Annotated in this window: 32 protein-coding genes; 15 read left to right on the top strand and 17 right to left on the bottom strand. The window is 39.3% G+C overall.

Going from position 1 to position 22,410, the window contains the following annotated elements; translation table 11 throughout:
* The 15 genes from gmk to JJE29_00465 all read left to right on the top strand — a co-directional run bounded on the left by gmk (position 1) and on the right by JJE29_00465 (position 14,273).
* Positions 1 to 639 carry a guanylate kinase gene (gene gmk, locus JJE29_00535; GenBank protein MBK5251123.1) on the top strand — a complete coding sequence of 213 codons (639 nt, stop codon included), beginning with the start codon at positions 1 to 3 and terminating at the stop codon, positions 637 to 639.
* On the top strand, positions 632 to 829 hold the full coding sequence (rpoZ, locus tag JJE29_00530; protein MBK5251122.1) for a DNA-directed RNA polymerase subunit omega: 198 nt from the start codon (positions 632 to 634) through the stop codon (positions 827 to 829). The genes gmk and rpoZ overlap by 8 nt, the downstream gene beginning before the upstream one ends.
* 9 nt (positions 830 to 838) lie before the next feature.
* Entirely contained in the window at positions 839 to 2,041 is a 1,203-nt protein-coding gene (gene coaBC, locus JJE29_00525; GenBank protein ID MBK5251121.1) for a bifunctional phosphopantothenoylcysteine decarboxylase/phosphopantothenate--cysteine ligase CoaBC, read from the top strand.
* A 99-nt stretch (positions 2,042 to 2,140) separates the two neighbouring features.
* Entirely contained in the window at positions 2,141 to 4,300 is a 2,160-nt protein-coding gene (gene priA, locus JJE29_00520; GenBank protein MBK5251120.1) for a primosomal protein N', read from the top strand.
* A gap of 15 nt (positions 4,301 to 4,315) precedes the next feature.
* The gene (gene def, locus JJE29_00515; protein MBK5251119.1) at positions 4,316 to 4,765 is read left to right on the top strand and encodes a peptide deformylase; all 450 of its coding nucleotides are present in this window, start codon (positions 4,316 to 4,318) and stop codon (positions 4,763 to 4,765) included.
* 8 nt (positions 4,766 to 4,773) lie between these two features.
* Positions 4,774 to 5,703 (top strand): methionyl-tRNA formyltransferase, encoded by a 930-nt coding sequence (locus JJE29_00510; protein ID MBK5251118.1) that lies wholly within the window; start codon positions 4,774 to 4,776, stop codon positions 5,701 to 5,703.
* A 13-nt stretch (positions 5,704 to 5,716) separates the two neighbouring features.
* Complete coding sequence (locus tag JJE29_00505) at positions 5,717 to 6,406, top strand: zinc metallopeptidase (protein MBK5251117.1); 690 nt, start codon at positions 5,717 to 5,719, stop codon at positions 6,404 to 6,406.
* A gap of 4 nt (positions 6,407 to 6,410) precedes the next feature.
* Positions 6,411 to 7,784: a 16S rRNA (cytosine(967)-C(5))-methyltransferase RsmB gene (gene rsmB, locus JJE29_00500; GenBank protein MBK5251116.1), complete on the top strand. Its 1,374-nt coding sequence runs from the start codon at positions 6,411 to 6,413 to the stop codon at positions 7,782 to 7,784.
* Positions 7,781 to 8,530, top strand: coding sequence for a Stp1/IreP family PP2C-type Ser/Thr phosphatase (locus JJE29_00495; protein ID MBK5251115.1), 750 nt, complete (start codon positions 7,781 to 7,783; stop codon positions 8,528 to 8,530). Before rsmB ends, JJE29_00495 begins: the two co-directional genes overlap by 4 nt.
* A complete protein-coding gene (gene pknB / locus JJE29_00490) occupies positions 8,527 to 10,416 on the top strand; it encodes a Stk1 family PASTA domain-containing Ser/Thr kinase (GenBank protein MBK5251114.1) in 1,890 nt (629 codons plus the stop codon). The genes JJE29_00495 and pknB overlap by 4 nt, the downstream gene beginning before the upstream one ends.
* 9 nt (positions 10,417 to 10,425) lie before the next feature.
* Positions 10,426 to 11,289 carry a ribosome small subunit-dependent GTPase A gene (gene rsgA / locus JJE29_00485; GenBank protein MBK5251113.1) on the top strand — a complete coding sequence of 288 codons (864 nt, stop codon included), beginning with the start codon at positions 10,426 to 10,428 and terminating at the stop codon, positions 11,287 to 11,289.
* Between the two features lie 2 nt (positions 11,290 to 11,291).
* Positions 11,292 to 11,957 (top strand): ribulose-phosphate 3-epimerase, encoded by a 666-nt coding sequence (locus tag JJE29_00480; GenBank protein MBK5251112.1) that lies wholly within the window; start codon positions 11,292 to 11,294, stop codon positions 11,955 to 11,957.
* Entirely contained in the window at positions 11,954 to 12,589 is a 636-nt protein-coding gene (locus JJE29_00475) for a thiamine diphosphokinase (GenBank protein ID MBK5251111.1), read from the top strand. Before JJE29_00480 ends, JJE29_00475 begins: the two co-directional genes overlap by 4 nt.
* The gene (locus JJE29_00470; GenBank protein ID MBK5251110.1) at positions 12,589 to 12,735 is read left to right on the top strand and encodes a stage V sporulation protein S; all 147 of its coding nucleotides are present in this window, start codon (positions 12,589 to 12,591) and stop codon (positions 12,733 to 12,735) included. The genes JJE29_00475 and JJE29_00470 overlap by 1 nt, the downstream gene beginning before the upstream one ends.
* Positions 12,736 to 12,839: 104 nt before the next feature.
* On the top strand, positions 12,840 to 14,273 hold the full coding sequence (locus JJE29_00465; GenBank protein ID MBK5251109.1) for an adenylosuccinate lyase: 1,434 nt from the start codon (positions 12,840 to 12,842) through the stop codon (positions 14,271 to 14,273).
* Positions 14,274 to 14,566: 293 nt separating this feature from the next.
* Here the strand turns inward: JJE29_00465 and JJE29_00460 are convergent, their stop codons facing one another.
* From JJE29_00460 to JJE29_00380, 17 genes are all read right to left on the bottom strand, one after another.
* Positions 14,567 to 15,130, bottom strand: coding sequence for a glucosaminidase domain-containing protein (locus JJE29_00460; protein ID MBK5251108.1), 564 nt, complete (start codon positions 15,128 to 15,130; stop codon positions 14,567 to 14,569).
* Positions 15,120 to 15,293 carry a hypothetical protein gene (locus JJE29_00455; protein ID MBK5251107.1) on the bottom strand — a complete coding sequence of 58 codons (174 nt, stop codon included), beginning with the start codon at positions 15,291 to 15,293 and terminating at the stop codon, positions 15,120 to 15,122. The genes JJE29_00460 and JJE29_00455 overlap by 11 nt, the downstream gene beginning before the upstream one ends.
* 52 nt (positions 15,294 to 15,345) lie before the next feature.
* Positions 15,346 to 15,753: a hypothetical protein gene (locus JJE29_00450; protein MBK5251106.1), complete on the bottom strand. Its 408-nt coding sequence runs from the start codon at positions 15,751 to 15,753 to the stop codon at positions 15,346 to 15,348.
* Between the two features lie 50 nt (positions 15,754 to 15,803).
* Positions 15,804 to 16,451 (bottom strand): hypothetical protein, encoded by a 648-nt coding sequence (locus JJE29_00445; GenBank protein ID MBK5251105.1) that lies wholly within the window; start codon positions 16,449 to 16,451, stop codon positions 15,804 to 15,806.
* A gap of 3 nt (positions 16,452 to 16,454) precedes the next feature.
* Complete coding sequence (locus tag JJE29_00440) at positions 16,455 to 16,724, bottom strand: hypothetical protein (GenBank protein ID MBK5251104.1); 270 nt, start codon at positions 16,722 to 16,724, stop codon at positions 16,455 to 16,457.
* 16 nt (positions 16,725 to 16,740) lie between these two features.
* Positions 16,741 to 17,574: a hypothetical protein gene (locus tag JJE29_00435; protein MBK5251103.1), complete on the bottom strand. Its 834-nt coding sequence runs from the start codon at positions 17,572 to 17,574 to the stop codon at positions 16,741 to 16,743.
* Position 17,575: 1 nt separating this feature from the next.
* Complete coding sequence (locus tag JJE29_00430; protein MBK5251102.1) at positions 17,576 to 17,977, bottom strand: hypothetical protein; 402 nt, start codon at positions 17,975 to 17,977, stop codon at positions 17,576 to 17,578.
* Between the two features lie 89 nt (positions 17,978 to 18,066).
* On the bottom strand, positions 18,067 to 18,534 hold the full coding sequence (locus JJE29_00425) for a hypothetical protein (GenBank protein ID MBK5251101.1): 468 nt from the start codon (positions 18,532 to 18,534) through the stop codon (positions 18,067 to 18,069).
* 21 nt (positions 18,535 to 18,555) lie between these two features.
* Positions 18,556 to 18,777 (bottom strand): hypothetical protein, encoded by a 222-nt coding sequence (locus tag JJE29_00420; protein MBK5251100.1) that lies wholly within the window; start codon positions 18,775 to 18,777, stop codon positions 18,556 to 18,558.
* Between the two features lie 104 nt (positions 18,778 to 18,881).
* Positions 18,882 to 19,187 carry a hypothetical protein gene (locus JJE29_00415; protein MBK5251099.1) on the bottom strand — a complete coding sequence of 102 codons (306 nt, stop codon included), beginning with the start codon at positions 19,185 to 19,187 and terminating at the stop codon, positions 18,882 to 18,884.
* A gap of 20 nt (positions 19,188 to 19,207) precedes the next feature.
* Positions 19,208 to 19,861: an ATP-binding protein gene (locus JJE29_00410; protein MBK5251098.1), complete on the bottom strand. Its 654-nt coding sequence runs from the start codon at positions 19,859 to 19,861 to the stop codon at positions 19,208 to 19,210.
* Positions 19,818 to 20,138, bottom strand: a complete 321-nt coding sequence (locus JJE29_00405; GenBank protein ID MBK5251097.1) for a hypothetical protein — start codon at positions 20,136 to 20,138, stop codon at positions 19,818 to 19,820. The genes JJE29_00410 and JJE29_00405 overlap by 44 nt, the downstream gene beginning before the upstream one ends.
* Positions 20,139 to 20,159: 21 nt before the next feature.
* A complete protein-coding gene (locus JJE29_00400) occupies positions 20,160 to 20,426 on the bottom strand; it encodes a hypothetical protein (protein ID MBK5251096.1) in 267 nt (88 codons plus the stop codon).
* 43 nt (positions 20,427 to 20,469) lie between these two features.
* Positions 20,470 to 20,616 carry a hypothetical protein gene (locus JJE29_00395; protein MBK5251095.1) on the bottom strand — a complete coding sequence of 49 codons (147 nt, stop codon included), beginning with the start codon at positions 20,614 to 20,616 and terminating at the stop codon, positions 20,470 to 20,472.
* Position 20,617: 1 nt separating this feature from the next.
* On the bottom strand, positions 20,618 to 20,902 hold the full coding sequence (locus JJE29_00390; GenBank protein MBK5251094.1) for a hypothetical protein: 285 nt from the start codon (positions 20,900 to 20,902) through the stop codon (positions 20,618 to 20,620).
* A gap of 147 nt (positions 20,903 to 21,049) precedes the next feature.
* Positions 21,050 to 21,271 carry a hypothetical protein gene (locus JJE29_00385; GenBank protein MBK5251093.1) on the bottom strand — a complete coding sequence of 74 codons (222 nt, stop codon included), beginning with the start codon at positions 21,269 to 21,271 and terminating at the stop codon, positions 21,050 to 21,052.
* Complete coding sequence (locus JJE29_00380; protein ID MBK5251092.1) at positions 21,271 to 22,380, bottom strand: hypothetical protein; 1,110 nt, start codon at positions 22,378 to 22,380, stop codon at positions 21,271 to 21,273. Before JJE29_00380 ends, JJE29_00385 begins: the two co-directional genes overlap by 1 nt.
* Between the last annotated feature and the right edge of the window lie 30 nt (positions 22,381 to 22,410).

Genomic DNA, 22,410 nt, shown 5'->3' with positions numbered 1-22,410 from the left:
ATGAACATAAACAATATCACCTCTAAAGGTTTGCTTATGGTCGTTTCAGGGCCTTCAGGCGCAGGAAAAGGAACCATATGCAAGGAATTTTTAAAAACCCACAGAAATGTATACCCCTCCGTGTCTACCACAACAAGAGGTCCTCGCAAATCTGAAGTAGAGGGTATAAATTACCACTTTATTTCGCCTGCTTCATTCCAAAAATTGTTGGATGAAGACGCTTTCCTTGAGCATGCAAAAGTATACGGAAATATGTATGGAACAACAAAAGATGCTGTAATGTCAAAAATAAACAAAGGTATTGATGTTTTGCTTGAAATAGAAATGCAAGGTGCAAGACAGGTAAAAGAAAAATATCCAAACGGGATTTATATTTTCATTTTACCGCCATCCTTGAAAGATCTTGAAAAAAGGATTCAAAAGCGTGGAAGTGAAACTCCTGAGAGTATGAAAAACAGGCTCGGAGCCGCATATAATGAAATTGGCTTTATTAAGGAGTATAATTATTATATAATAAACGATGAAATAGATAATGCTGTTGAAATAATCAATGCAATATATATTGCAGAAAAATGTAGAATCAACGCGGACATCAAATATGTCATTGATAAATACAGGGAGGAAAAAGAAAATGCTTAATCCATCGGTAAATGATTTATTAAAAAAGACAGATAATAGATATTCTCTCGTTATCGCAACATCAAAAAGAGCTAGGGAAATAATTCAGGAGCAATCGGAAGATGAAGGAGAATCTACAAACAAACCACTTGCAGTAGCAATCGATGAATTTTATCATGACAAATACAATGTAGTTAAACTCGAAAAATAGAGGTGCGACATGCTTAATGGAAAAACCGTAGTGCTAGGAGTTACAGGCAGCATAGCGGCATACAAAGCTGCTGAAATCGTGAGCCTCCTTAAAAAAATGAATGCCGAAGTAAAAGTAATAATGACAGAGTCATCTACCAAACTGATAGGCGAATGCACACTGCAAACGCTTTCAAACAACCCTGTCTATACTAAATTGTTCTCAAATACTTTTAGCTTGGAAATAGACCATATATCACTTGCTAAATCTGCAAATGTTATTTTGATTGCTCCGGCTTCAGCAAATATAATTGGGAAAATTGCTTCCGGGATAGCGGATGATATATTGTCAACTACGGTAATGGCAACCGATGCAATAAAGTTCATAGCACCTGCAATGAACTCAAAGATGTATTTGAATCCAATTGTGCAAAAAAATATTGAATTTCTTAAAAATCTGGGATATAAATTCATTGAGCCTGATAGCGGAATTTTAGCATGCGGTGACGATGGTATTGGCAAGCTTGCAACTCCCCAAGCCATAGTTGAGGTTATTGCGAATGCTTTAACTTCAAAACCGACTTTAAAGGGCAAAAGAGTGCTCATTACGGCCGGCCCAACAATCGAGGCGCTTGATCCAGTCCGATATCTTACAAACCATTCATCGGGCAAGATGGGATACGCAATGGCGAGCGAAGCAATTTCAAGAGGTGCAGATGTTACACTCGTAAGTGGACCCGTTCATATAAGCCCACCTAAAGGCTGCACAGTCATCAATGTAAAAAGTGCGATTGAGATGAACGATATTGTATTGAAGTACTGCAGCAGCTCAGATATCATCGTCAAATCTGCTGCAGTTTCAGACTATAGACCAAAAGAGACAAGCTGTCAGAAAATCAAAAAAACAAATGATGATTTGGTTATAGAACTTGAAAGAAACCCGGATATACTGAAAAACCTATCCCAAATAAAAAACCCGGGTCAAATTTTGATTGGCTTCGCTGCTGAAACAGAAAACTTAATTGCAAATGCAACCGATAAAATGGAAAGAAAAAAACTCGATATTATAATTGCAAACGATATTAGCATAAAAGACTCCGGATTTAAATCCGACATGAATAAAGCCACTCTAATATTCAAAAGCGGCGAGATTAAAAAATTTGTTCTAATGAGCAAAAGAGTTCTCTCAAAAAGAATATTCGATGAAATCGAAAATCTGTTAACAACAAATTAATACATTTTTATTGTTGTTAACAACGCGAAATATAATGTCAATAATAAGAGAGGAGCAAACAGCTGCTCCTTTTGTTTTGGTTGGGAGGTTAATACAATTATGTATGCCGATATAGCTTTAATTCGGAATGACAAGGATACGGACAAACTCTACACATATGAAATATCGAAATCGCTGCAAGATGATATAAAAAGCGGCAGCAAAGTTTCAGTTTCCTTTGGGAAAGGCAAAAATTTCATCATGGGATTTGTTTTTCAAATCCATAACGATGTTCCCGATTTCAAAACAAAGATAATCAATGAAGTATTTTCGCCCATTTACGCTTTGAATATTAAACAAATCGCGTTATGTAATTGGATGCGAAATAAATATATATGTACATATTCTCAGGCAATCAAAACTATTTTGCCACAGGAATTCATAAGAGGCTCTAAGCCTTCTTTTCGCATTATGATAAAAATTTCGCCATTGCTTGATAGTGCTGAAGCCATTGACAAAGCAATTAGGCCAAATGCTACGAAACAGAGAAAAGCTCTTCTGTATCTTTTAAAAAACGAGTCGTTAGATGAAACTTTATTTATCAAAGAAGCTGGTGTTTCCAGAGCATTGATTACTAGTATGGAAAAGAAAAATTTAATTTCTATAAATAGAACATCATACAAAGTATCAGCGTCAGTAAACAATACCCAAAACCAAATAAAACACGTTCCAAATCAAATCCTTTGTATGCTCGATAATTCAGACCGTGAAAATTGCTATTTGCATTACATTGACGAAGCGGTAAAAGGCAATGAATGTATATTAGTAATTTCAAATGAAGTTTCTGAAGCAAAGGGACTCTTTAATTTGTTTTCTAAAAGGTATAGCCACATAAACATTGTATTATACAATGGCAACCTTTCAGCTTCTTCTTTAGAGTCAATTCATGATTCCATTCTGACAAAAAAAGCAAATCTAGTTTTTGGTACACGAAATTCGCTTTTTCTTCCATTTAACAAGCTTGGACTTATTATAGTAGACCACGAAAGTGAATACGGTCACAAATCTGATACGATGCCCAAATTTCACACAAGTGAAGTTGCAGAATTTTTGAGTGATTCATACAATGCCCGGCTAATATACTCCGATATAAGCCCAACCATAAGATCATACTATGAGAATGTGAAAAGTAAAGCCCTTTTAATTGGAAAAGATATTGTAATAGGCAATTCAAACAAAACCTTTTGCGTTGATATGAAACTGGAACTAAGGCATGGAAATAAAACTATGTTCAGCATGCTTCTTGATGAGAAAATAAGGAATACCTACAAAAAAGGCCAGGGAACAATATTGCTTTTGAACCAAAAGGGCCATTCTTCCTCAGTTGCATGCAGGTCCTGCGGGTATGTTAGGAAATGCCCCTTATGTGGGCTGTCTCTTACTTACTATGCAGAAGACAACTTACTCCGATGTCCTCATTGCGCCTATAGCGCATCTGCGGATTCAGTTTGCCCCGATTGCGGCAGCCACTACTATAGATATTTGGGTATTGGTCCTGAAAAAGTAAAAACTGAAATAGCAAACCGACTTCCTGGAGCAAATGTATTTTTCCTAAGCAACAAAAGTATTAAAACATATTCAGCGCTTGAATCTTCAATTAATAAATTTAATAGCGGAGAACATGATATTATAATAGCCACTGAATTGATACTCAAAAACAAGCTTATCAAAAGACCGGTTCTTTTCTCAATATTAAATGCGGACATGTTTCTTTACGGACAGGATTTTCACGCAAACGAAAGGTTTTTTTCACTTGTAAGGAGAATAAGGTCATCAATAGGTTTCAATCAAAATGAACTTCTTATACAAACATATAATCCTGAGCAAATGGCTATTCGTCATATACTTGAAAACAATTATGAATCATTTTACAAAGAAGAACTTCTTTACAGAAATACACTAAAGCTTCCTCCATATTATCGCATGGCTATTTTCCATATATTTGGAGACGAAGAGGCAAGTGTGGTTAATATGGCAAACGATTACGGTATTGCACTTAAGAAGGCGGTCAGCAATCATAATATTAAAATTCTTGGTCCAAGCAAAAATGATAATCTCAGATATAAGTCCCGTTATAAGTATCAACTGGTAGCTAGGTACTCGCAGGTTGATATTAACAAATTTATGGGTATAATAAAGTATGTAAATAAAAACAAAAGACAGGCTTTCAGAAAATCTGCAGTCAAGATTTCATTCGATTTCGATGCCCGCTGTTTGTAAATTGGAGGTATTAAAATGGCTATAAGAACCATTAGAAAAGAAGGAGATCCAATTCTTCGCAAAAGATCAAGAGAAGTATCAAAAATCGATGAAAGAATTCATCAGCTGTTTGACGACATGATTGAAACCATGGACGTAGAAGACGGAGTAGGCCTTGCAGCCCCCCAAGTCGGTGTATTGAAGAGAGCTATTGTAATAAAAATTGGCGAAAATCTTATTCAATTAATAAATCCTGAAATCACATATGAAAATGGCCAACAGACCGATATTGAAGGTTGCCTCAGTGTTCCCGGTGTTTCTAGAAATGTGAAAAGGCCCCTGAATGTAAAAGTCGAAGGGATAAACAGAGAAGGAAAAATGGTTGAATATGAAGGTTCAGACTTATTGGCAAGAGCTTTTTGCCATGAGGTTGACCATCTAAACGGCATATTGTTTATAGACAAGGGAACGCCGGAAAGCGAGTAGGTGAGCACATGAAAATTGTATTTTTTGGAACACCTGATTTTTCCTTAAAGGCTCTTGAGATGCTGCATAAACACCATGAAATTGCAATGGTTGTGACTCAACCCGACAAGCGAAAAGGCAGAGGAAAGAAAATCCAGATGACACCGGTCAAGGAATATGCCATAAAAATGGGTATCCCCGTTTTTCAACCGGAAAATGTAAATGAATCAACAGCAATTGATTTAATTAGAGAAAAAGACCCCGACGCAGCAGTAGTAGTTGCCTATGGTCAAATCCTTAAGGATAATATGCTCAATTTGCCTAAGCTTGGTTGCTACAACATTCACGCTTCTTTATTACCCTCATATAGAGGAGCTGCCCCTATCCATAGAGCTATAATAAACGGCGAGAAAAAAACAGGCATAACAATAATGAAGATGGATAAGGGTATGGACACTGGAGATATTATTATTGTTAGGGAAATTCTTATAAATAAAGATGATACGGCCGGATGCCTTCATGATAGTTTGGCTGTTATCGGAGCGGAAGCTATTTTAGAAGCCATTGCCCAATTGGAAAAAGGAACGGCTGTAAGAACCGTTCAAGACAAAACCCTTGCGACATACGCCCCTAAACTGACCAAAGAAACAGGTGAAATCGACTGGAGCAGAAGTTCTGAAGAAATATTGAATCTAATACGCGGATTGAACCCATGGCCCGTTGCTTATACCTACTATCAAAACATTAAAATGAAAATTATGGAAGCCAAACATGTTGAATGCGAATCAAATATGCTTCCCGGAACCTATATTCGAATGTGCAATAACGGGTTTCTTGTAAAAGCAGGTAGCGATTGTCTATTGATTACACGCATTCAATTTCCAAACAAAAAAGCCATGTACACCGATGAATATGCAAGAGGGCATATTATCGAAACCGGTACGATTTTCGGAAAATAGGAGGAATAACTATATGTATTATCCTTATGGACTTGAAGGGCTGGTTTATCTGCTGCCCGCATTCGCATTAGCCATATATGCTCAATTTAAGGTTAAAAGCACGTTTTCAAAATACCTGAAAGTACCTACACAAAAGGGTGTAACCGGTTATGAGACAGCCAGAACAATATTAGACCACAATGGTTTGTCGAATGTAGACGTAGAAATTATACCGGGCAATTTGTCGGATCATTACGACCCAATGAAAAGGGTTGTTCGCCTTTCCGATCAAGTAGCCCGCGGCAATTCAATAGCATCTGTAAGTGTTGCAGCACACGAGACGGGTCATGCAATTCAGCACTCAAAAAATTATGTGCCCCTAAGCATTCGCAGCATGATTGCGCCTGCAGCAAGTTTCAGCATGAAGTTTGTATGGGTATTGGTATTCGCAGGAATATTTCTGGGAATGTACGGTCTTATCACCATTGGAATAATACTGTATACAGTTGCAATACTTTTCCAGATTGTAACCCTACCCGTGGAATTTAATGCCAGTTCAAGGGCACTTGTTCAGCTTGAAGATCTAGGTATCGTTAATACTGTGGAAAGGGATAAATCAAAACGGGTTCTCAACGCCGCTGCCCTCACATATGTCGCTGCTGCCGCGGTTTCGCTTGCACAGTTAATGCGCCTTTTAATCCTTAGAAATAATCGTAGAGGTTGATTAAATGAAAACTGTCCGACACATGGCCGTAGATTTGCTTGTGCGAATTGATTCAAGCAATGCATATTCTAATGAAATTCTCGACTCTGCCATAAAAAAAAATTCTTTGAGCGAAAGCGATCAGCGCCTGCTTACGCGTATTTTTTATGGCGTTTTAGAAAACAAGATCTTAATTGATTACTATATAAGCATTTTATCCAAAATCAAAATAACCAAATTGCATGAAAAGATACTAAACACAATTAGGATAGCAATCTATCAAATTGTGTTTCTTGACAACATTCCATTTTCTGCCGCAGTAAACGAATCGGTAAAAATTGCAAATGTAACAAACAAACATTCATCAGGATTCGTAAACGGAGTTTTAAGGAATTTCATACGCAAGTACGAAAAAGGATTATTGGCGCTACCCGGAGAAGAAGATAGCACAAGGAATATTTCAGTGAAATATTCCTTGCCTGAATGGCTAGTTAAAAGACTTCTCGAACAATTCGATTACGATTCAGTTATTAGTATGGCTGACTCAAACAATCAGGCTCCGCCTGTATCGCTACGCGTAAACACTTTGAAAACTGAAAGAAACGAACTAAAACGGAATCTTTCATCTATTGGAATTGAAACAACTGAAAGCATTCATGCAGATGATGGTCTTGTTGTTAAAAAAATAGAGAATGCCAGCATAACCGACAACCTCTATTTCAAAGAAGGGTACTATTATATACAGGATGAAGCATCAATGATGGTATCAGAATATTTCTCTCCAAAACCGGGGACTATTGTATATGATTTATGTGCGGCTCCAGGCGGTAAAACAACTCACATTGCCCAAATAATGGCGCAATCCGGCAGGATTCGCGCTTTCGACTTGTATGAACATAGAGTCATAAGCATAAGGGAAAATGCAAAAAGACTTGGCATTGAAATAATTGATGCGCAAAGGAAAGATTCAGCTATTAAAGATGCCGAACTAACCGGCAGTGCCGACCGTGTTTTGATAGATGTACCCTGTAGCGGAATCGGAATTTTAAGAAGAAAGCCTGAGCTTAGATATAGACTCAAAAATAATGATCTTGACGATATTGTATCAATTCAAAGCAGGTTGCTTGATAATGCAGCTTTATATGTTAAGAATCATGGATTTATTGTCTATAGCACATGCACAGTCAATTACAATGAAAATGATAAAATCATTATTGATTTTTTAGATAAAAACAAAGGGTTTAAACTTGTAGATATAAATAAAGGCAAGTATCCTTCAATATACAAGTCGTTTATTCCGGCTTTAGATGAATCAATCCATACTTATCCTCATAGAGACAATACCGATGGGTTCTTCATCTGCATGATACAAAAAAATATTTATAAGGTGGACATATGAAAAAAATAGCTATCAGTAATAAAGGCTATAAAAGAGAGAATAATCAAGATTATCAGCTAATGGATTCTCATAATCGTTATTTTATCATTGCCGACGGTATGGGTGGACATAAGGGCGGAGAAGTGGCCAGTTATACAGCTGTAACTACTGCTCACCGATTATTGAAGAATTATAATGCCAAGAGCTTGCCTCAAATTGAGGCAAAACTTATTGAAGTTTTTAATGCAGCAAACGAAGCAGTGTATAATATGTCTTTTTCAAAGGAATCATTAGTTGGAATGGGTACCACCATGATAGTAAGTTATTTATTTGAAAAGAATATTGTTATTGCCCATGTCGGTGATAGCCGTGCATATCTATTCAGCGGCGAAGACTTTATTCGCCTTACAAAGGATCAGTCTCTCGTACAGGAAATGATTGATAGAGGCGAATTGAACCAAATTCAAGCCGCTGTGCATCCCAAAAGACACATGATAACAAAAGCTATCGGCACACAATCTTCAATAAAACCAGATGTTTTAACAAGAGAATTATTGCCTAAAGCTGTTTCGGAATTGTTCATGTGTACTGACGGCTTAACCGATTATGTTAGTGATGATGAAATGAAAAATATTTGCAATCATTCAGATATATTGGAAGACAGCGTGAACGATATGTTGGAATTGGCTTTAAAACGCGGCGGTTACGATAATATAAGCATCTCAGCGATACGATTAAGTGAATCATGGGGAGTTGTTAGTGTATGATAGGTAAAATACTTGGAAATAGATACGAAATAGTTGAAAAAATCGGTGAGGGCGGTATGGCAAAGGTTTATAAGGCCAAATGCAATTTGTTGAATCGTTTTGTTGCCGTAAAAATACTAAAAAACGAATATGTTAACAATAAAGAATTTACTGCAAAGTTCAATAGCGAGTCTCAATCAGCAGCAAAATTGTCTCATCCCAATATAGTCAACATCTATGACATTGGAATAGAAGGGGACATCAATTATATAATAATGGAATACATTGATGGAATCACTCTCAAGGATTCCATACTGAAGAATGCGCCCTTTGATAATGCCGAGATAATAGAAATCTCTTCTCAAATTGCCGCGGCCCTTGCACATGCCCATAAAAATAAAATTATTCACCGAGACATAAAACCGCAAAACATATTGTTTACCAAAGACAATCGCATCAAGGTTGCCGATTTCGGTATTGCCAGAGCTGTAACTGATGCAACGGTAGTAAATGCATCCAATTTAATGGGCACTGTCCACTATGCTTCACCCGAACAACTTAAGGGAAGTCTTGTCGATGAACGAACTGACATCTATTCTTTGGGAGTAATAATGTATGAAATGTCAACAGGCCAATTGCCTTATGACGGTGAAGCGCCAATAACAGTTGCACTAAAACACATGAACGAGGTATTAATTCCTCCAAATCTGGTAAACAAAAAAATATTGGGCAGTTTAAATAGTATAATATTGAAAACAATGAATAAAACAGCAGCATACCGTTACGACTCAGCACAATCTTTAATTAAAGACCTTAGCATATCCGGATCCGGTAAAATTGATATTTACAACTCGGATTTTGATTCAGGCAAAACAACAGTTCTACCTTTAGTCAAAGAAAGGAAAAAACCTGGGAAACAATCTGGAAATACTAATAAAAAGAATAAGAAAAGCCAAAAGCATATTTATTCTTTAGCTATACTTTCAGGATTGATACTTTCAATCCTTTTTACCATATTTTCGTCCTATGCATTCTTTAAAGGCGACTTGTTCAAAAGCGAGGTTACAATACCAACTTTGATAAACATGCCTTTTAGTGAGGCCAAGAGTATATTGTTGGAAAATGGTCTTGATTATGTAGTCTTCGAAGAAAAATACGACCATTCAATTGCAAGCGGAAACATAATAATTCAAGAACCCGCCGCGGATGAAATTGTTAAAGAGGGATATACCGTCAAATTGACCGTAAGCCTTGGCAAGGTAAAAACAATGGTTCCGAATCTGTTGAATCTGACAAACACAGAAGCCATAATTGCAATTGAAAATAATAATCTTGCAGTCGGTGATGTTGAATATGTATACGACGATTTGCCTATTGATACCGTAATAAAACAACTTCCTGAAGCTGGAGAACTTGTAGATGAAACTACTCCAATTAATCTTATTTTAAGCCAAGGCCTTGATGTTAAAACATTCATGATGCCTAATCTTATAGGAAAAACGGTGGAATCCGCAAAAAACAATTTGGCTGAGTTGGGAATATCTTTAGCTAATGTAAAGTATGAAACCAATAAAGAAATTGAAAAGGATCGTATAATCAGTCAAAGTGTATCTTCCGGATCTGAAATTTCTCAAAATACTTCAATCAGTCTGGTGGTAAGCGATGGATCTGAACTCATCGATGACAAAATCACCAAGACTATGATGATTCCATTGAGTTTCAGCTCAAAAGAGGCTCAGGTAAAAGTAGTAATGACTCATGATGGCACGCAAACAATTGTTTTTGAAAATCCAGTAAAAAAATCCGAAAAAATTTTAAGTCTTGAAATTGAGGGAAACGGGAAAGCGCTTGTCGAAGTATTTTTCGATGGGATTTTGGCTTTTTCACAAGAAGAGAATTTTGAATAGGGAGGTTTCATGGAAGGAAAAATAACCAAAGGCATAGGGGGTTTCTATTACGTATCCACTGGTGATTCCATATTGGAATGCAGGGCAAGAAAGAAAGTCAAATTGGGACAAGGTATTATTCTTACCGGGGACAATGTTGTGTTTGCCAAGGAAAAACATGGATGTATTATAGAACGAATACTGCCTCGCGAAAATGAGTTGAGGCGGCCACCGGTTTCGAATGTAGACCAGGTTATGATTGTATTTTCTGTTGATTTTCCTAAACCAAATTTTCTTTTTCTCGACAAATTGATTATCAATTGCGAAATGGAACATTTGGACATATTATTGTGTTGCAACAAAATCGACTTAAATTCAGAAGCGACCGATTCAATAAGTAATCATTTCAAAAATACAGGATACGAAATCATTTTTTCAAGCATTATAAATAATATCAATCTACTTAAAATTCAGAGCAGACTTAAAAACAAAACGACAGTGCTGGCAGGACCATCCGGAGTTGGAAAATCCTCTCTCATCAACGCTATTGAGCCTGAAATGGATTTATTGACGGGTAAAATAAGCGCTAAATTGAAAAGGGGAAAACACACTACAAGGCATACTGAACTTCTTAAAACCAGCAATAACGGCTATGTGCTGGACACTCCGGGTTTCACATCACTAGAAATCGAAAAATTGGATTATTGCGAAGTCAAGGAATATTATCCAGACTTTCTCAAATTTAGTAGTTTATGTAAATTCAAAAACTGCAATCATCTGGATGAGCCGGGATGCCATGTAAAAGAGCAAGTATCCAGTGGCGGCATAAGCGCTTCCAGATATGAAAATTATAAATCGATAATTGAAGAACTTAAAAATAACAGGAGGTACTAACCATGAAATTGTCTCCATCAGTTTTATCGGCAGATTTTGCAAATCTTGAAAGAGATATAAGAGAAGTAGAAAAAAGCGGTATTGAAATGCTTCATATCGACGTAATGGACGGGCATTTTGTACCCAATATAACAATTGGTCCTATAGTTCTTCAATCAATACGAAAAATTACTGATTTGGAATTGGACGTTCATCTAATGATTTCAAATCCGGGACAATATATAAATGATTTTATTGAAGCAGGTGCTGATATTTTGACAATTCACGCAGAAGCTGATTGCCATATGCATAAGACTCTAAGCAGCATAAGGGAATCAGGAATAAAGTCCGGAGTCTCAATAAATCCTTCAACGCCGCTGTTTATGATAGAAGAGGTTGCAGATCTCTTGGACCTTCTTTTAATTATGTCTGTAAACCCAGGATTCGGAGGACAAAGCTTTATAGAGCATAGCCTTAAAAAAATTGAAAAGGCAAGCCTCTTAAGGAAAAGCAGTGGTCTTGATTTTCTTATAGAAGTTGATGGGGGAATAAAACCCGAGAATGCGGCCAGAGTGTTGCGGGCAGGAGCAGATATACTTGTAGCGGGATCGGCAATATTTAAAGGGAAACAAATTTCTGAAAATATTCGTCTTTTCAAGGAATCAGCGAATATAGTCGTTGCGCCATGAAATGCTTTATTGTAGGAAACGGAGAAATTGCAGATTCTGCATGGCTTTCAACCAAAGTGAAAAAATATAGTCCCGATTTGATAATAGCAGCAGACGGTGGATTCAACCATTTGAAAAACGCTATGATAACTCCCGATGTATTGCTTGGTGATTTTGATTCAATAGAAAAACTGCCTGAATCAAAATCTTTTGAAATTTTAACTTTTCCCAAAGAAAAGGATTTCACAGATATTGAATTAGCTGTTGAATACGCTATCGACAGGGGATGCGACTCCATTTGCCTTGCTGGTGCAACAGGTTCACGAATGGACCACAGCATTGCAAATGTCTTTTTGCTTCGCAAACTATACGAATCCGGTATTGAATCCGAAATAGTAGATGAACACCACAAAATGTTCCTAATCAATGGACACAAAACTCTTTATGGTTTTGAAGGGTCGCTGCTTTCATTGCTGCCATTGGATCCGATTGTAAGAGGAGTAACCCTCAAAGGATTCGAGTATCCACTTGAAAATGCATCAATAAGAATGGGCGATACAATAGGAATGAGCAACATTGTCATATCTAAAAATTGTGAAATCTTTGCAAATGAAGGCCTTTTACTCGGGATATTTGCAGATAAATCATTGTAATGGGTAAATTAATATTGCATAAAAAAATACAATATTTGTTAATAAAAAGGATTACAATTAAGGCTATTGCAATTGCAAGAGGATTTGTTACGCCAAGCGGTATGGACCTTATTCAAACCTGCCTATATGGCAGGTTTTCTATTTAATAAAAAATACGAAGATTAATCTTTTATTGATAATAATAGTTCGTTATTATATAATATTATATTATATGTTCGAATAATCCAGTAAAGCTATAGGAGGAATTACTATGTCAAATGAAATATACAGCAATCCATTAATTGAAAGATATACAAGCGAGGAAATGCAAAAAATATTTTCGCCATACAACAAGTTCAGAACATGGAGGACTTTGTGGATAGCGCTTGCGGAATCCCAGAAGGAACTGGGTTTAGACATAAGTGATGAACAGATAACGGAAATGAAAGACAACGCTGATGTTATAGATTTTGAAAAAGCAAAGGAATATGAAAAGAAAACGCGGCACGATGTAATGTCTCATGTATTGACATTTGGCGATGCATGCCCAAAAGCCAAGGCCATCATGCATTTAGGTGCAACAAGCGCCTTTGTAGGAGATAATACGGACCTTGTGGTATATTTTCAGGCTTTGGAGATAATAAAGAAGAAGCTTGCGGTTCTCATATTAAAGCTTTCGGATTTCGCGCTTGAGCATAAATCTCTGCCAACTCTCGGATTTACACACTATCAACCTGCCCAACTTACGACAGTCGGGAAAAGGGCGGTTCTATGGATTCAAGATTTGCATATGGATCTAATGGATATGAATTATCTTATGGATAATTACAAAATAAGAGGAGTGAAGGGCACTACAGGCACTCAAGCCAGCTATTTGGAATTGTTTAATGGAAACCACGAAAAAGTAATGCAGCTCGAAACGAAAGTAGCAGAAAAAATTGGATTCAAGGATGCATTTGATGCTACAGGTCAGACATATTCAAGAAAATTTGATTTCAAGATGCTTTCAGTTCTTAGCGGAATTGCTCAAACACTTCACAAAATGACCAATGACATAAGATTGCTGCAAAACCTAAAAGAAATCGAAGAACCGTTCGCAAAGAATCAAATTGGTTCTTCGGCAATGGCATACAAGAGAAACCCAATGAGAAGCGAGCGAATTGCTTCATTATCGCGATACATCATGAACAATTTGGGGAACGCTTCAGCAACGGTCTCAACCCAGTGGTTCGAAAGGACATTGGATGATTCCGCAAATAGAAGGATTGTGATTCCTGAAACCTTCATGGCAACAGATGCCATATTGGACATTGCAGCAAATATAAGTTCCGGATTAGTTGTGAATAAAAATGTTATTATGTCGGATATCGAAAAGGAATTACCTTTCATGATGACGGAAAACATATTAATGGCCGCAGTCAAGAAAGGCGGCGACCGACAGGAACTCCATGAAAGAATCCGAGTACACTCAATGGAAGCCGCAAAGCAAGTGAAACAATTCGGCAAAAAAAATGATTTACTCGAAAGAATAGCAAAAGACGATACCTTTAATCTTAATCTGGGCGATCTGAAAGAATTGATGAATCCAAGCCTTTATATAGGGCGGGCGCCAGAGCAAGTAACCGACTTCATTAAAAAAAGAGTGAATCCCTTGAAGGAATCATACGGAGTATTTGCTGAGAAAGAAGTAGAAATGAAGGTTTGATTTATAAAATCAGAAAATGCAAGATACTTTATCTTGCATTTTCTTTTTGGTTGTACTATACTTTAAATGTATATTTAGGGTATAGTTGAAAACCCATTTTATTAGCCGCTTTTTTCAGCGGCAAAACTCCCTCACTCGTAAGATTTTTTCTCTATTTGCTTAAATAATATCCCTACCCCTGATTATCTGTCAAGGGTTATTTTTTATTCGCTATTCATTCATAGACATTCAAAAGACCCGGAAGTCTCTCCGGGTCTTTCTTTTAGCGTTTTTGTTTTTTTTTATTTTTTTTTCTAATCGTCCAGGATAATCCCTGCCAAGAGCAAAGCCGCAGCCCCCACGGCCACGAACAGCCCTGTATCCTTCGAGTATACGATTTTATCGCTTTGAGCCTTTACCCCTGCCAATGTGTCGCTTGCCACTGATCCAGTGCTTGACGCCCCATCAAAGGTTATCAGGCCATACTGTTTGATTCTTTGCAGTATGTTATTACCGTTGGCGTAACCGCTCTCGGCATATGGTGACGCCCCAAGAGCCACCACGTCGTCGTTTATGCCAGGCGTAGCCCCGGCTTTTCTGACGTCGTCGTAATATCTAAGGCTCAAAACACGAACGTAATCGTCCACAAAGCTGTCAATGGTAGCATAACCGGCATACATTCCCGATTCATAGCCCTGCGTGCTTGCACCCACGTATTTTATGCCCCCATGGTTGTTAAGGTCCTTACTTCCTCTATTGGTTCCGAAAGCGGTTTCCCAACTCCATTGCGCAAGTATTACGCTTTTGGGTATGCCAAGAGCCGCGGAAGCTTTGGCAGCGTAAGGACTCATTTTATCAAAATAGCTTTTAGGATCCATTTATGCCCACCCCTTTTTGGTTGCACAGTTGACGGATTGCTGCTGCTAGTTCGTCGTTTGATTTCATAAAGCTTTTCATCAGTACGGTTCTATCCCACGCAAAGTATACACACAGAGCGATTGGAAAGCCGACTTGATTAATTATGTCAACCAATTCTCCCATTCCCCTTTTCCCCCTTGCGTTTTATAGTTTTACGTTGAAAGCTTTGCCCAATTTAAGGTTTTTTCCTTTTAACAGGACTAATCCTACCACTGCCGCTAGTATATACGGTTTTTCGGCCGCTATCCGTGCCACGTACCCCATTCCCATCTGTGCTAGGTTCAGACCCGATACTACTGTCTCTTCTATTTCGCTCGATATTTGGTTTGCCATCTTTCAATTCCCCCTTTAAACTTTTAATTTGGCTATTGAGAGAAAAGACTACAATCATGGTTATCATTTGCAAAGCTACCAGTACGAACATTATTACCATTATAGCTTCTAATTGATCAGCCATAGGATTGAGCTTTTCCATTAGGTCCTGTTTCAGCCGATCGATATAATCATCAATCATTCCCGTGTTGTATACCATCTCGTTAATCGTATTTACCATACTGTTGTAACTATCAATTAATTCATTCATTCGACAAGTCCCCCCAAATATGTATTTGTATTTAGTTTATCACATTTAGGTTATTTCAAAACTTTTTTTAAGAGTGTAGCGACTATGAGAGCTCCCCCGCCTATCAAAGCGACTGCTGTCCAATCTGTTCCAGTTAGAAATTCAGGAGTTCCTCCAGTTAGAAATTCAGGAGTTCCTCCATTTTTAATTATTTCAACTAGATTTTCTTTTGCAATAATAGAAGCCGGCGTTCCTTCTGCGTAGCTTCCATCTTCATTTCTAACTATGCCGAATATTTTATCTACCGCTTCAATTCCCGCACCAAGCGACGCCAAAGGTCCATTGGTTGCGTTTTCATATCCTGGCACACTATTTGCACCACCTACGCCCCAATTACCGCCAGCAGGCACCGTTTCATTTATTGGTTTAACATATGACTCTCCATAGGTGCTTTTCTTCGTTTCCATGCCACTTCCGTTGTTCATCGTGTCGTTACTCGCTTGAAGCAATTGTGACTTATAGGTTTCTTGCGCGCTGGTGTCGAGTCCTGCGGCTATACGCTGCGCAATTACTTGTGCGGTCCGTTCAAGTTCGCTGTTGGTCTCACCTTTCATGATTACGTCTTGAAAGTTATTGATGTACTCCCCTCGGTCGTTTGATACTCCCGTAGTACGTACGTAATTATCAGCACCAGGGAATATTGAGCTTATTACACTCACAGTTTACACCCTCTTTCCGTATTTCTTCCACAGGTGAATGTAGTTTTCATAGAGTTGGGCGGTTGTGAATTGCTCCAAAGGATCCCCGCCTTCCTCGATGGCCATTTCGTAGCGGTTCCTTGCGTCCTCCACCATGAGAGGATAGTCGATTTCAAAAGATACGACGGTTAATTCGTCCTCCGACAGCTGCACGTTCTTTCTATACTTTTCTATGCCAGGCTTGATTCTGTCCAGGCGCGACGCCCTGGTCTTTAGTTCTTTAAATTTTTTCATGGTTTACCTTCACCCCCTAACTTTGTACGATTTCGTCGGTTGTTGTTTCGTAACGCATAACGATATTTTTTATTTTGTAGGTTCGAGAAATCGTGCTTGCACTTGTAATCGAAATAGATACAACGTCGCCCTTTGTAATTGGTATGATATTCTCTTTAGTTTCGTATACATTTGAAACCATTGTATGATCTTCCTTTACCATGATTCCATTCACCAAAATTTGTGCCTCATATGCAGCACCCTCATACATTGAGACATCATAAGATACGTGCATTGAGCCTGTTGAATTTACCATCACGCTATTAAATTCATGTGTATGATTTGTCATAGTGAACGATTCTTCCGTTGAGTTTGAATATTGGATAGTGTTAGTACTCAACCCTTCCACCAATAATTCGCCCACATATTGGCTATCTATAACGCCCTGCAATTTTGTTATAGTAGTATCGAGTTTTGTTAACATTGAATCTGTTTTGGATTGCAGCGTTCCGAGTTCAAGCACCTGGTCGGCGCCTACGGAGCCTATTTTAGCAATCTGCGCGTCCCCTTTGGCGTTAAACGCTGTGATGAGGTCGTTTATTTTTGTGACTTGGTTCACTCCGACGGAGCCTATTTCGACAATCTGCGCGTCACCTTTGGCGTTAATCGCTGTGATGAGGTCGTTTATTTTTGCGACTTGGTCCGCTCCGACGGAGCCTGTTTCGGCAATCTGCGCGTCCCCTTTGGTGTTAAGCGCTGTGATGAGGTCGTTTATTTTTGTGACTGTGTCGTCCGATTTCGTCGCCACGGTGTTGAGGGTTGTTTGTAGTGCTCCGATTATTTTACTCATAAATTGAAATTGAGCTGCCATTTTATCTCACCGCCCTTTCAAGTCCTGCTTTGTAATCAATAACGAAGTCAACAACGAAGTCCAGGTCTATCAAGCTTGAAGATACGACCATAACTTTCGCCACGTCGTCAAGTTTCACAGGCATGTTGACGGGAAGCACGAAGTAGTCGTCGTTGCCCTTTATGCTGCTGTCACCGCTTGTTGCATACGAGAAGATTTCCTGCAGGTTTCCCCTGGTATCTATAACAGGCCTTATTGCCAGTTCTTTGTTTGCCCCCTCGTAGAATCTCACCCGTATTTCTTCGAGTGTTCCGTTATTCTTGATTCGAGCGTTTAACGTGTCAGTCGCCCCGGCGGCGATTGTCTTTGAGAAGTGGATCACTTCCTTAGTGTTCATGTTGGTGGTTTTGTTTTTATACGCCATCACCGTTCCCCCTTTCTTGAAAAAAAGACCCGCCAATTCAAGGCAGGTCTATGAAGTTTATTTGTTTGTCGAATGAATGAGGTTTTGCTCTACCTTGTCGGGTAGATGGTACAATCTATTGCAGCACTACAAGCCGAAACGTCCACGGTGTCCGCAGCGTCCGATGTAAACCAAAGTTCGATTCGGTCGTCCTCGTTGATCATGCCAGCGTCCTCTGCCAGAGGCATTCTGAGTCCAGGATCAGCAGCGCCGAGTTTAAGTTCTTCGGTTCTTGCTTCAAAGATAGTTGCCTTGTGTCTACCTTGAGGATCCCTTACCTCAAGAGAAACGAGTCCTTCTTCTGCTTCGGGTGTTACTGCCGTGTCGTCCATCAATACCAGCATTGCGTGTCCAATTGCGTCGCTTCTTCCTACAAAAGGACCATAGCCGACAGAATAGGCTTGTCCGGCCGGAATAGTAAAAGTTCCGAGTCTTGCAGGTACGCCCGCAGCGCAAACAACGTCTGTGTCCATGCCGAGAAGCGCTGCGTTTAGTGTAGTCTTAAATTTTTTAGCCATTTCTTTTTTCCCCCTTTCCCCTTAGTATGAATACTTGCCAGATGCTGCTTGTTTTGTTGTTACGCTTTGCACGGAAGCATCAAGCTTCGGTGTCTTGGCGTTCGCAAAGTTGAAAAGCTTTGTTCCGAGTCCGAAAGTCGCAACCATGAAGAAAGCCCCCAATATGTACGCCATCCAATCCGATAGATTTAAGATATTTCCTTCTTTACCTGTGCCAGGCATTTTAAAGTTTGTGATTTTCACCACGTCACCCCCCTTTTGCCTACCATTATAAACCATATAGTGTATAATACAAGAAAAATAACCACAATATATAGTGGCTATGAATGAATGTGAATGAATATTTTTTATTTATCGTTTAATTTAAGCAATGTTTCAATAAGAACGGTTTCAATGTTATGGATCCGCAGCTCATTTTTATGGAAGCGCTCCTGGAAAGCAATGTAATCACTACGACCGAATATCCCGCCATGTTTTAGTTGTTGTTGCATTGTCCATGATATAGAAGACCCCTCTTGCTTATTCATGGTTGCAACTATCCGCATGACGGTTGCTTCGACTAGCTCGATTTTCTTTTCAAGCTCTTTAATACGGTTCATAGCGTCTTCACGCTTTTGAAACGGAGCGCCTGCATAATCTGTCCAATTATTCAACGGGTTTTCCTTCTTCCATCTTATAGTTTTTCCCTGTACGCCCCCGTCAGTTCGTAGCCGTTCCACACGACATAGGCGTGTTCGCCCTTAGCCTGTATTCGGCTTTTTATCTCTTCATAGTCAAGACCCTTTCGGTTGAAGTATTCTTTTTCGTATCCCGTCTTAAATATGACGTGTTGGTCGCTCTGGGTGAGGATTGTATATTCCACGTTGGCAGGCCGTTGACTTATAAAGACGGCATGGACCCCGAAAGAGAGACCACGGTTTGCCACCTTCCGCAGCGCCCGCTTTCCTTCTTTGTAGTCGCTCACCATATGCGTTTCGTCAATGGCAATGATAATGGGCTTGTCTTTTGTAAAGCCCGCCTCAAAGAGCCGGTTCACTATATATTCAAGTTCGGCAGCCGCCACCCTGTCTGAGAGCGCAGGAAGATAGTCTATCTTTTCACCGCGTTTCAACGCCCGGAGTACGTGTTGCCAAACGGCCGAGTGAACGTCCGTTGTGATGTAGTCCCTTCCAAGGTCCACGCGCTGCGGGTTGAAAAAGAGCACCGGGCAATGACTTTTTTTTAATTGATTAATAACAAAGCTCGTTTTTCCGCTTTGAGTCATTCCGCAAACAAACGTGTGCTTACCCTTGAACATTTGCTTTTTCCTTGAAGAGTCGGAAGCCACCGACTAAAATATCAATGATAGCAAGCGCCATATCATCAACAAAACCTGTAAGTCCCCGTATAATCTGCGCCATTCCTTTTGATTCGTTGAAATTGAGTGGGTGGTCCATGTATTCGTCAATGCTTCCAGGACCCGTTGGCGTGTTCAGAAAGTTCAGGTTGAATCCGCCATTCTCTTTTTCAACGGGTTCAGCTTCTACTGAAGCGCCTGCTTCATTCGGAATACCTTCCGCCTTTACATTCTCTTCCATCAATTCTTCTGCAATCGTTTTTTCCATTTTCTTTTCCCCCTATTGTTTTTATTCATTGTCTGCAATGAGTTCGCCAGTTTCTAAATTCCTTATTGATATATATCCCGTCGATGAGTTTTCTTTGTAAACAAATTTTGCCCAAACAAAACGAAAAACAATTTGTCTTTCAAAAGCTATTCTGTTCCCGTAAAACTTTTTTCGTTGGTATATTGATTTTATATCTATTGGATCTCTAACAAATGCTTCTGATATTGCGCGTATTTTATCTTTGGCCATTTCAATGTTCTCTTGATTCAGTTCCAATACTACCGCCACCCGAAGCCACCACCTCTCAGTATTGCTTCTAATATTCGTTTGATCATTCGATAGTCACCACTTTCGCGTCAACGTATACATCAATATTTTCATCCTCTATTTTCGACCACCATGTCACCATGTCGCCGTGCCGGACTTCATAGTCCCGCGGAAACTTCTCCAATACTTCAATTAATTCATTGACTGTCATGTTATTTCAACTCCCAGCACTTTTTGCACTTTTTAACGTAGCCATGTTCCCGCAGCGTTTTTCCGTCTGAGTCCACCATGCCGAGCTCTTCGGAAGTAAGCAGTTGCCACACGTGTTCGCAGTCGCCTTTTTCTTTCCTGGGTGCTTGCTTCTCGACTTCTTCCTTGTTTCCGTCTTTGTCAAAGTGTATTCCGTGCGCCCTTCTCTCATGCAGCGTTCTTGCCCCCGCAGCGCTTTTACCTTCAAATTCACGGTCACACACACGGCATTTCAATATTTCGCTCATAGGTTCACCCCTTCCAATTCGTCCAAGCGAGCTTGATAAAAAGCCCGCAGGTTAGCAATCACCATTTCTTTGTTTTTGTTTTTCTGCAATAACTTTTGTTTATTGAACGTCCGGCATATCTTCATCACCGCCACGGTCGGGTCGATGTCATTCCACAGGATCTTCCGGAACTTTGCTATCGTCGCTCCCTGCAAAAGATTGTTGTATGCTTCCGAGCCTATCCTTGATTGATTCTCCAACACTTCCAACCCCTTTCTTGATTGATTTCCCTAGATATTTTTTAATGAGCACAATGAAAAGAAACGCAATGCCCCATTGAAAAACCACCTGTATGAGTAAAAGCACCACAAGCATAAATGGATCTATCATTAAAACCAGTCCTCCTCTTCTTCTTTCAAGTTTGCTTTCATTATGAAATTATTGTTTTCTAGCAGGAGATCTTTCCCTCCTGGGTCCTCGAATGCTGCGTTTTCTCCAAGCAGCCATTCCCACACCACAGTGCCAAGCCATGTATATTCTTTAAACTCACAGTCCCATTTCCCGAAGCCCATCTTGTTGTTTGACATGCCCACAAGTTTGTAACTTTGTTTTTCTTCCTTCGGTGTTTTCACTGCAAAGGATCTCGAAAAGCCATAAAGCCTGCGTTTGTTATGCCACATGTGAGCCAAGCCCAAAAGCGAGAAGCCCGACATTTTCGTTATGTATTTTGTGACATAGCTTGCAACCTTGCAACTCTTGTCGCTATGTACTTCCACCGTCCCTTTCCCCCACAGTTGTTTGATTTTTCTAAACCCTAGCAAAGACTTGATCCCTGGAAAGAAAAAATGAACATGTGGCCAGCCGGTGTTCTGCTGCTCTTCTATCACCCATAAATAAGTTAGGCGCTCTTTAATCCCTCGATTCCGTTTGCGCTGCTTATTCATTGCTTCCAACAGTTTTGAAATATCTTTCCCCACGCTCTCCCATGCCTTGTACCGGCTCGTAATTTTAGGATCATACGTCACCGTCAGAAATATTCCCTTTTGGTTTTTGTTATGCCCCAGGCGTTTATATATTTTTTTCTTGATTTTCTTCCGGCCTTTTTCAAAGTAGCGGCAAGATTCCCGAGGTTGAACGACTTTATATTCTCCAGTCAATTCGTTTTGTAAAAGGATCTGCGTTGAATCTATGAGCGCCACCGACTGCGTGAAGTTGTTCATCAGTATAGCTTCGAAATTGTCCAAGTTGTACGGGTGATAGTCCAATTTTCCAAATTTTGTGTAGCAAGCCAAGTACTCGTATTTGGAAGGGTTTTGGAGATGGTCCTGCATTCTTGTCGGAATTAATCTATATAAGCCCTTTGGGCTTTCAAGACAACAAGGAATTTGTAGCTCCTGGTCTCCAATTTTGGAATTGATAAACTCTTTTTGCTCCGACATGGCCATGCAGTCGCTAAGCTTCTTTTGGTCCTTCTTCTTCGTCCGTCCCTTTTTACGCATATAAAAAAAACTCCCCTACTCCGCAAGATG

It is taken from the genome of Peptostreptococcaceae bacterium (assembly GCA_016649995.1).
GTDB lineage: Bacteria > Bacillota > Clostridia > Peptostreptococcales > BM714 > BM714.
Note: the sequence above shows the minus strand (reverse complement) of the source record. Positions and strands in the feature narration are given on the sequence as shown.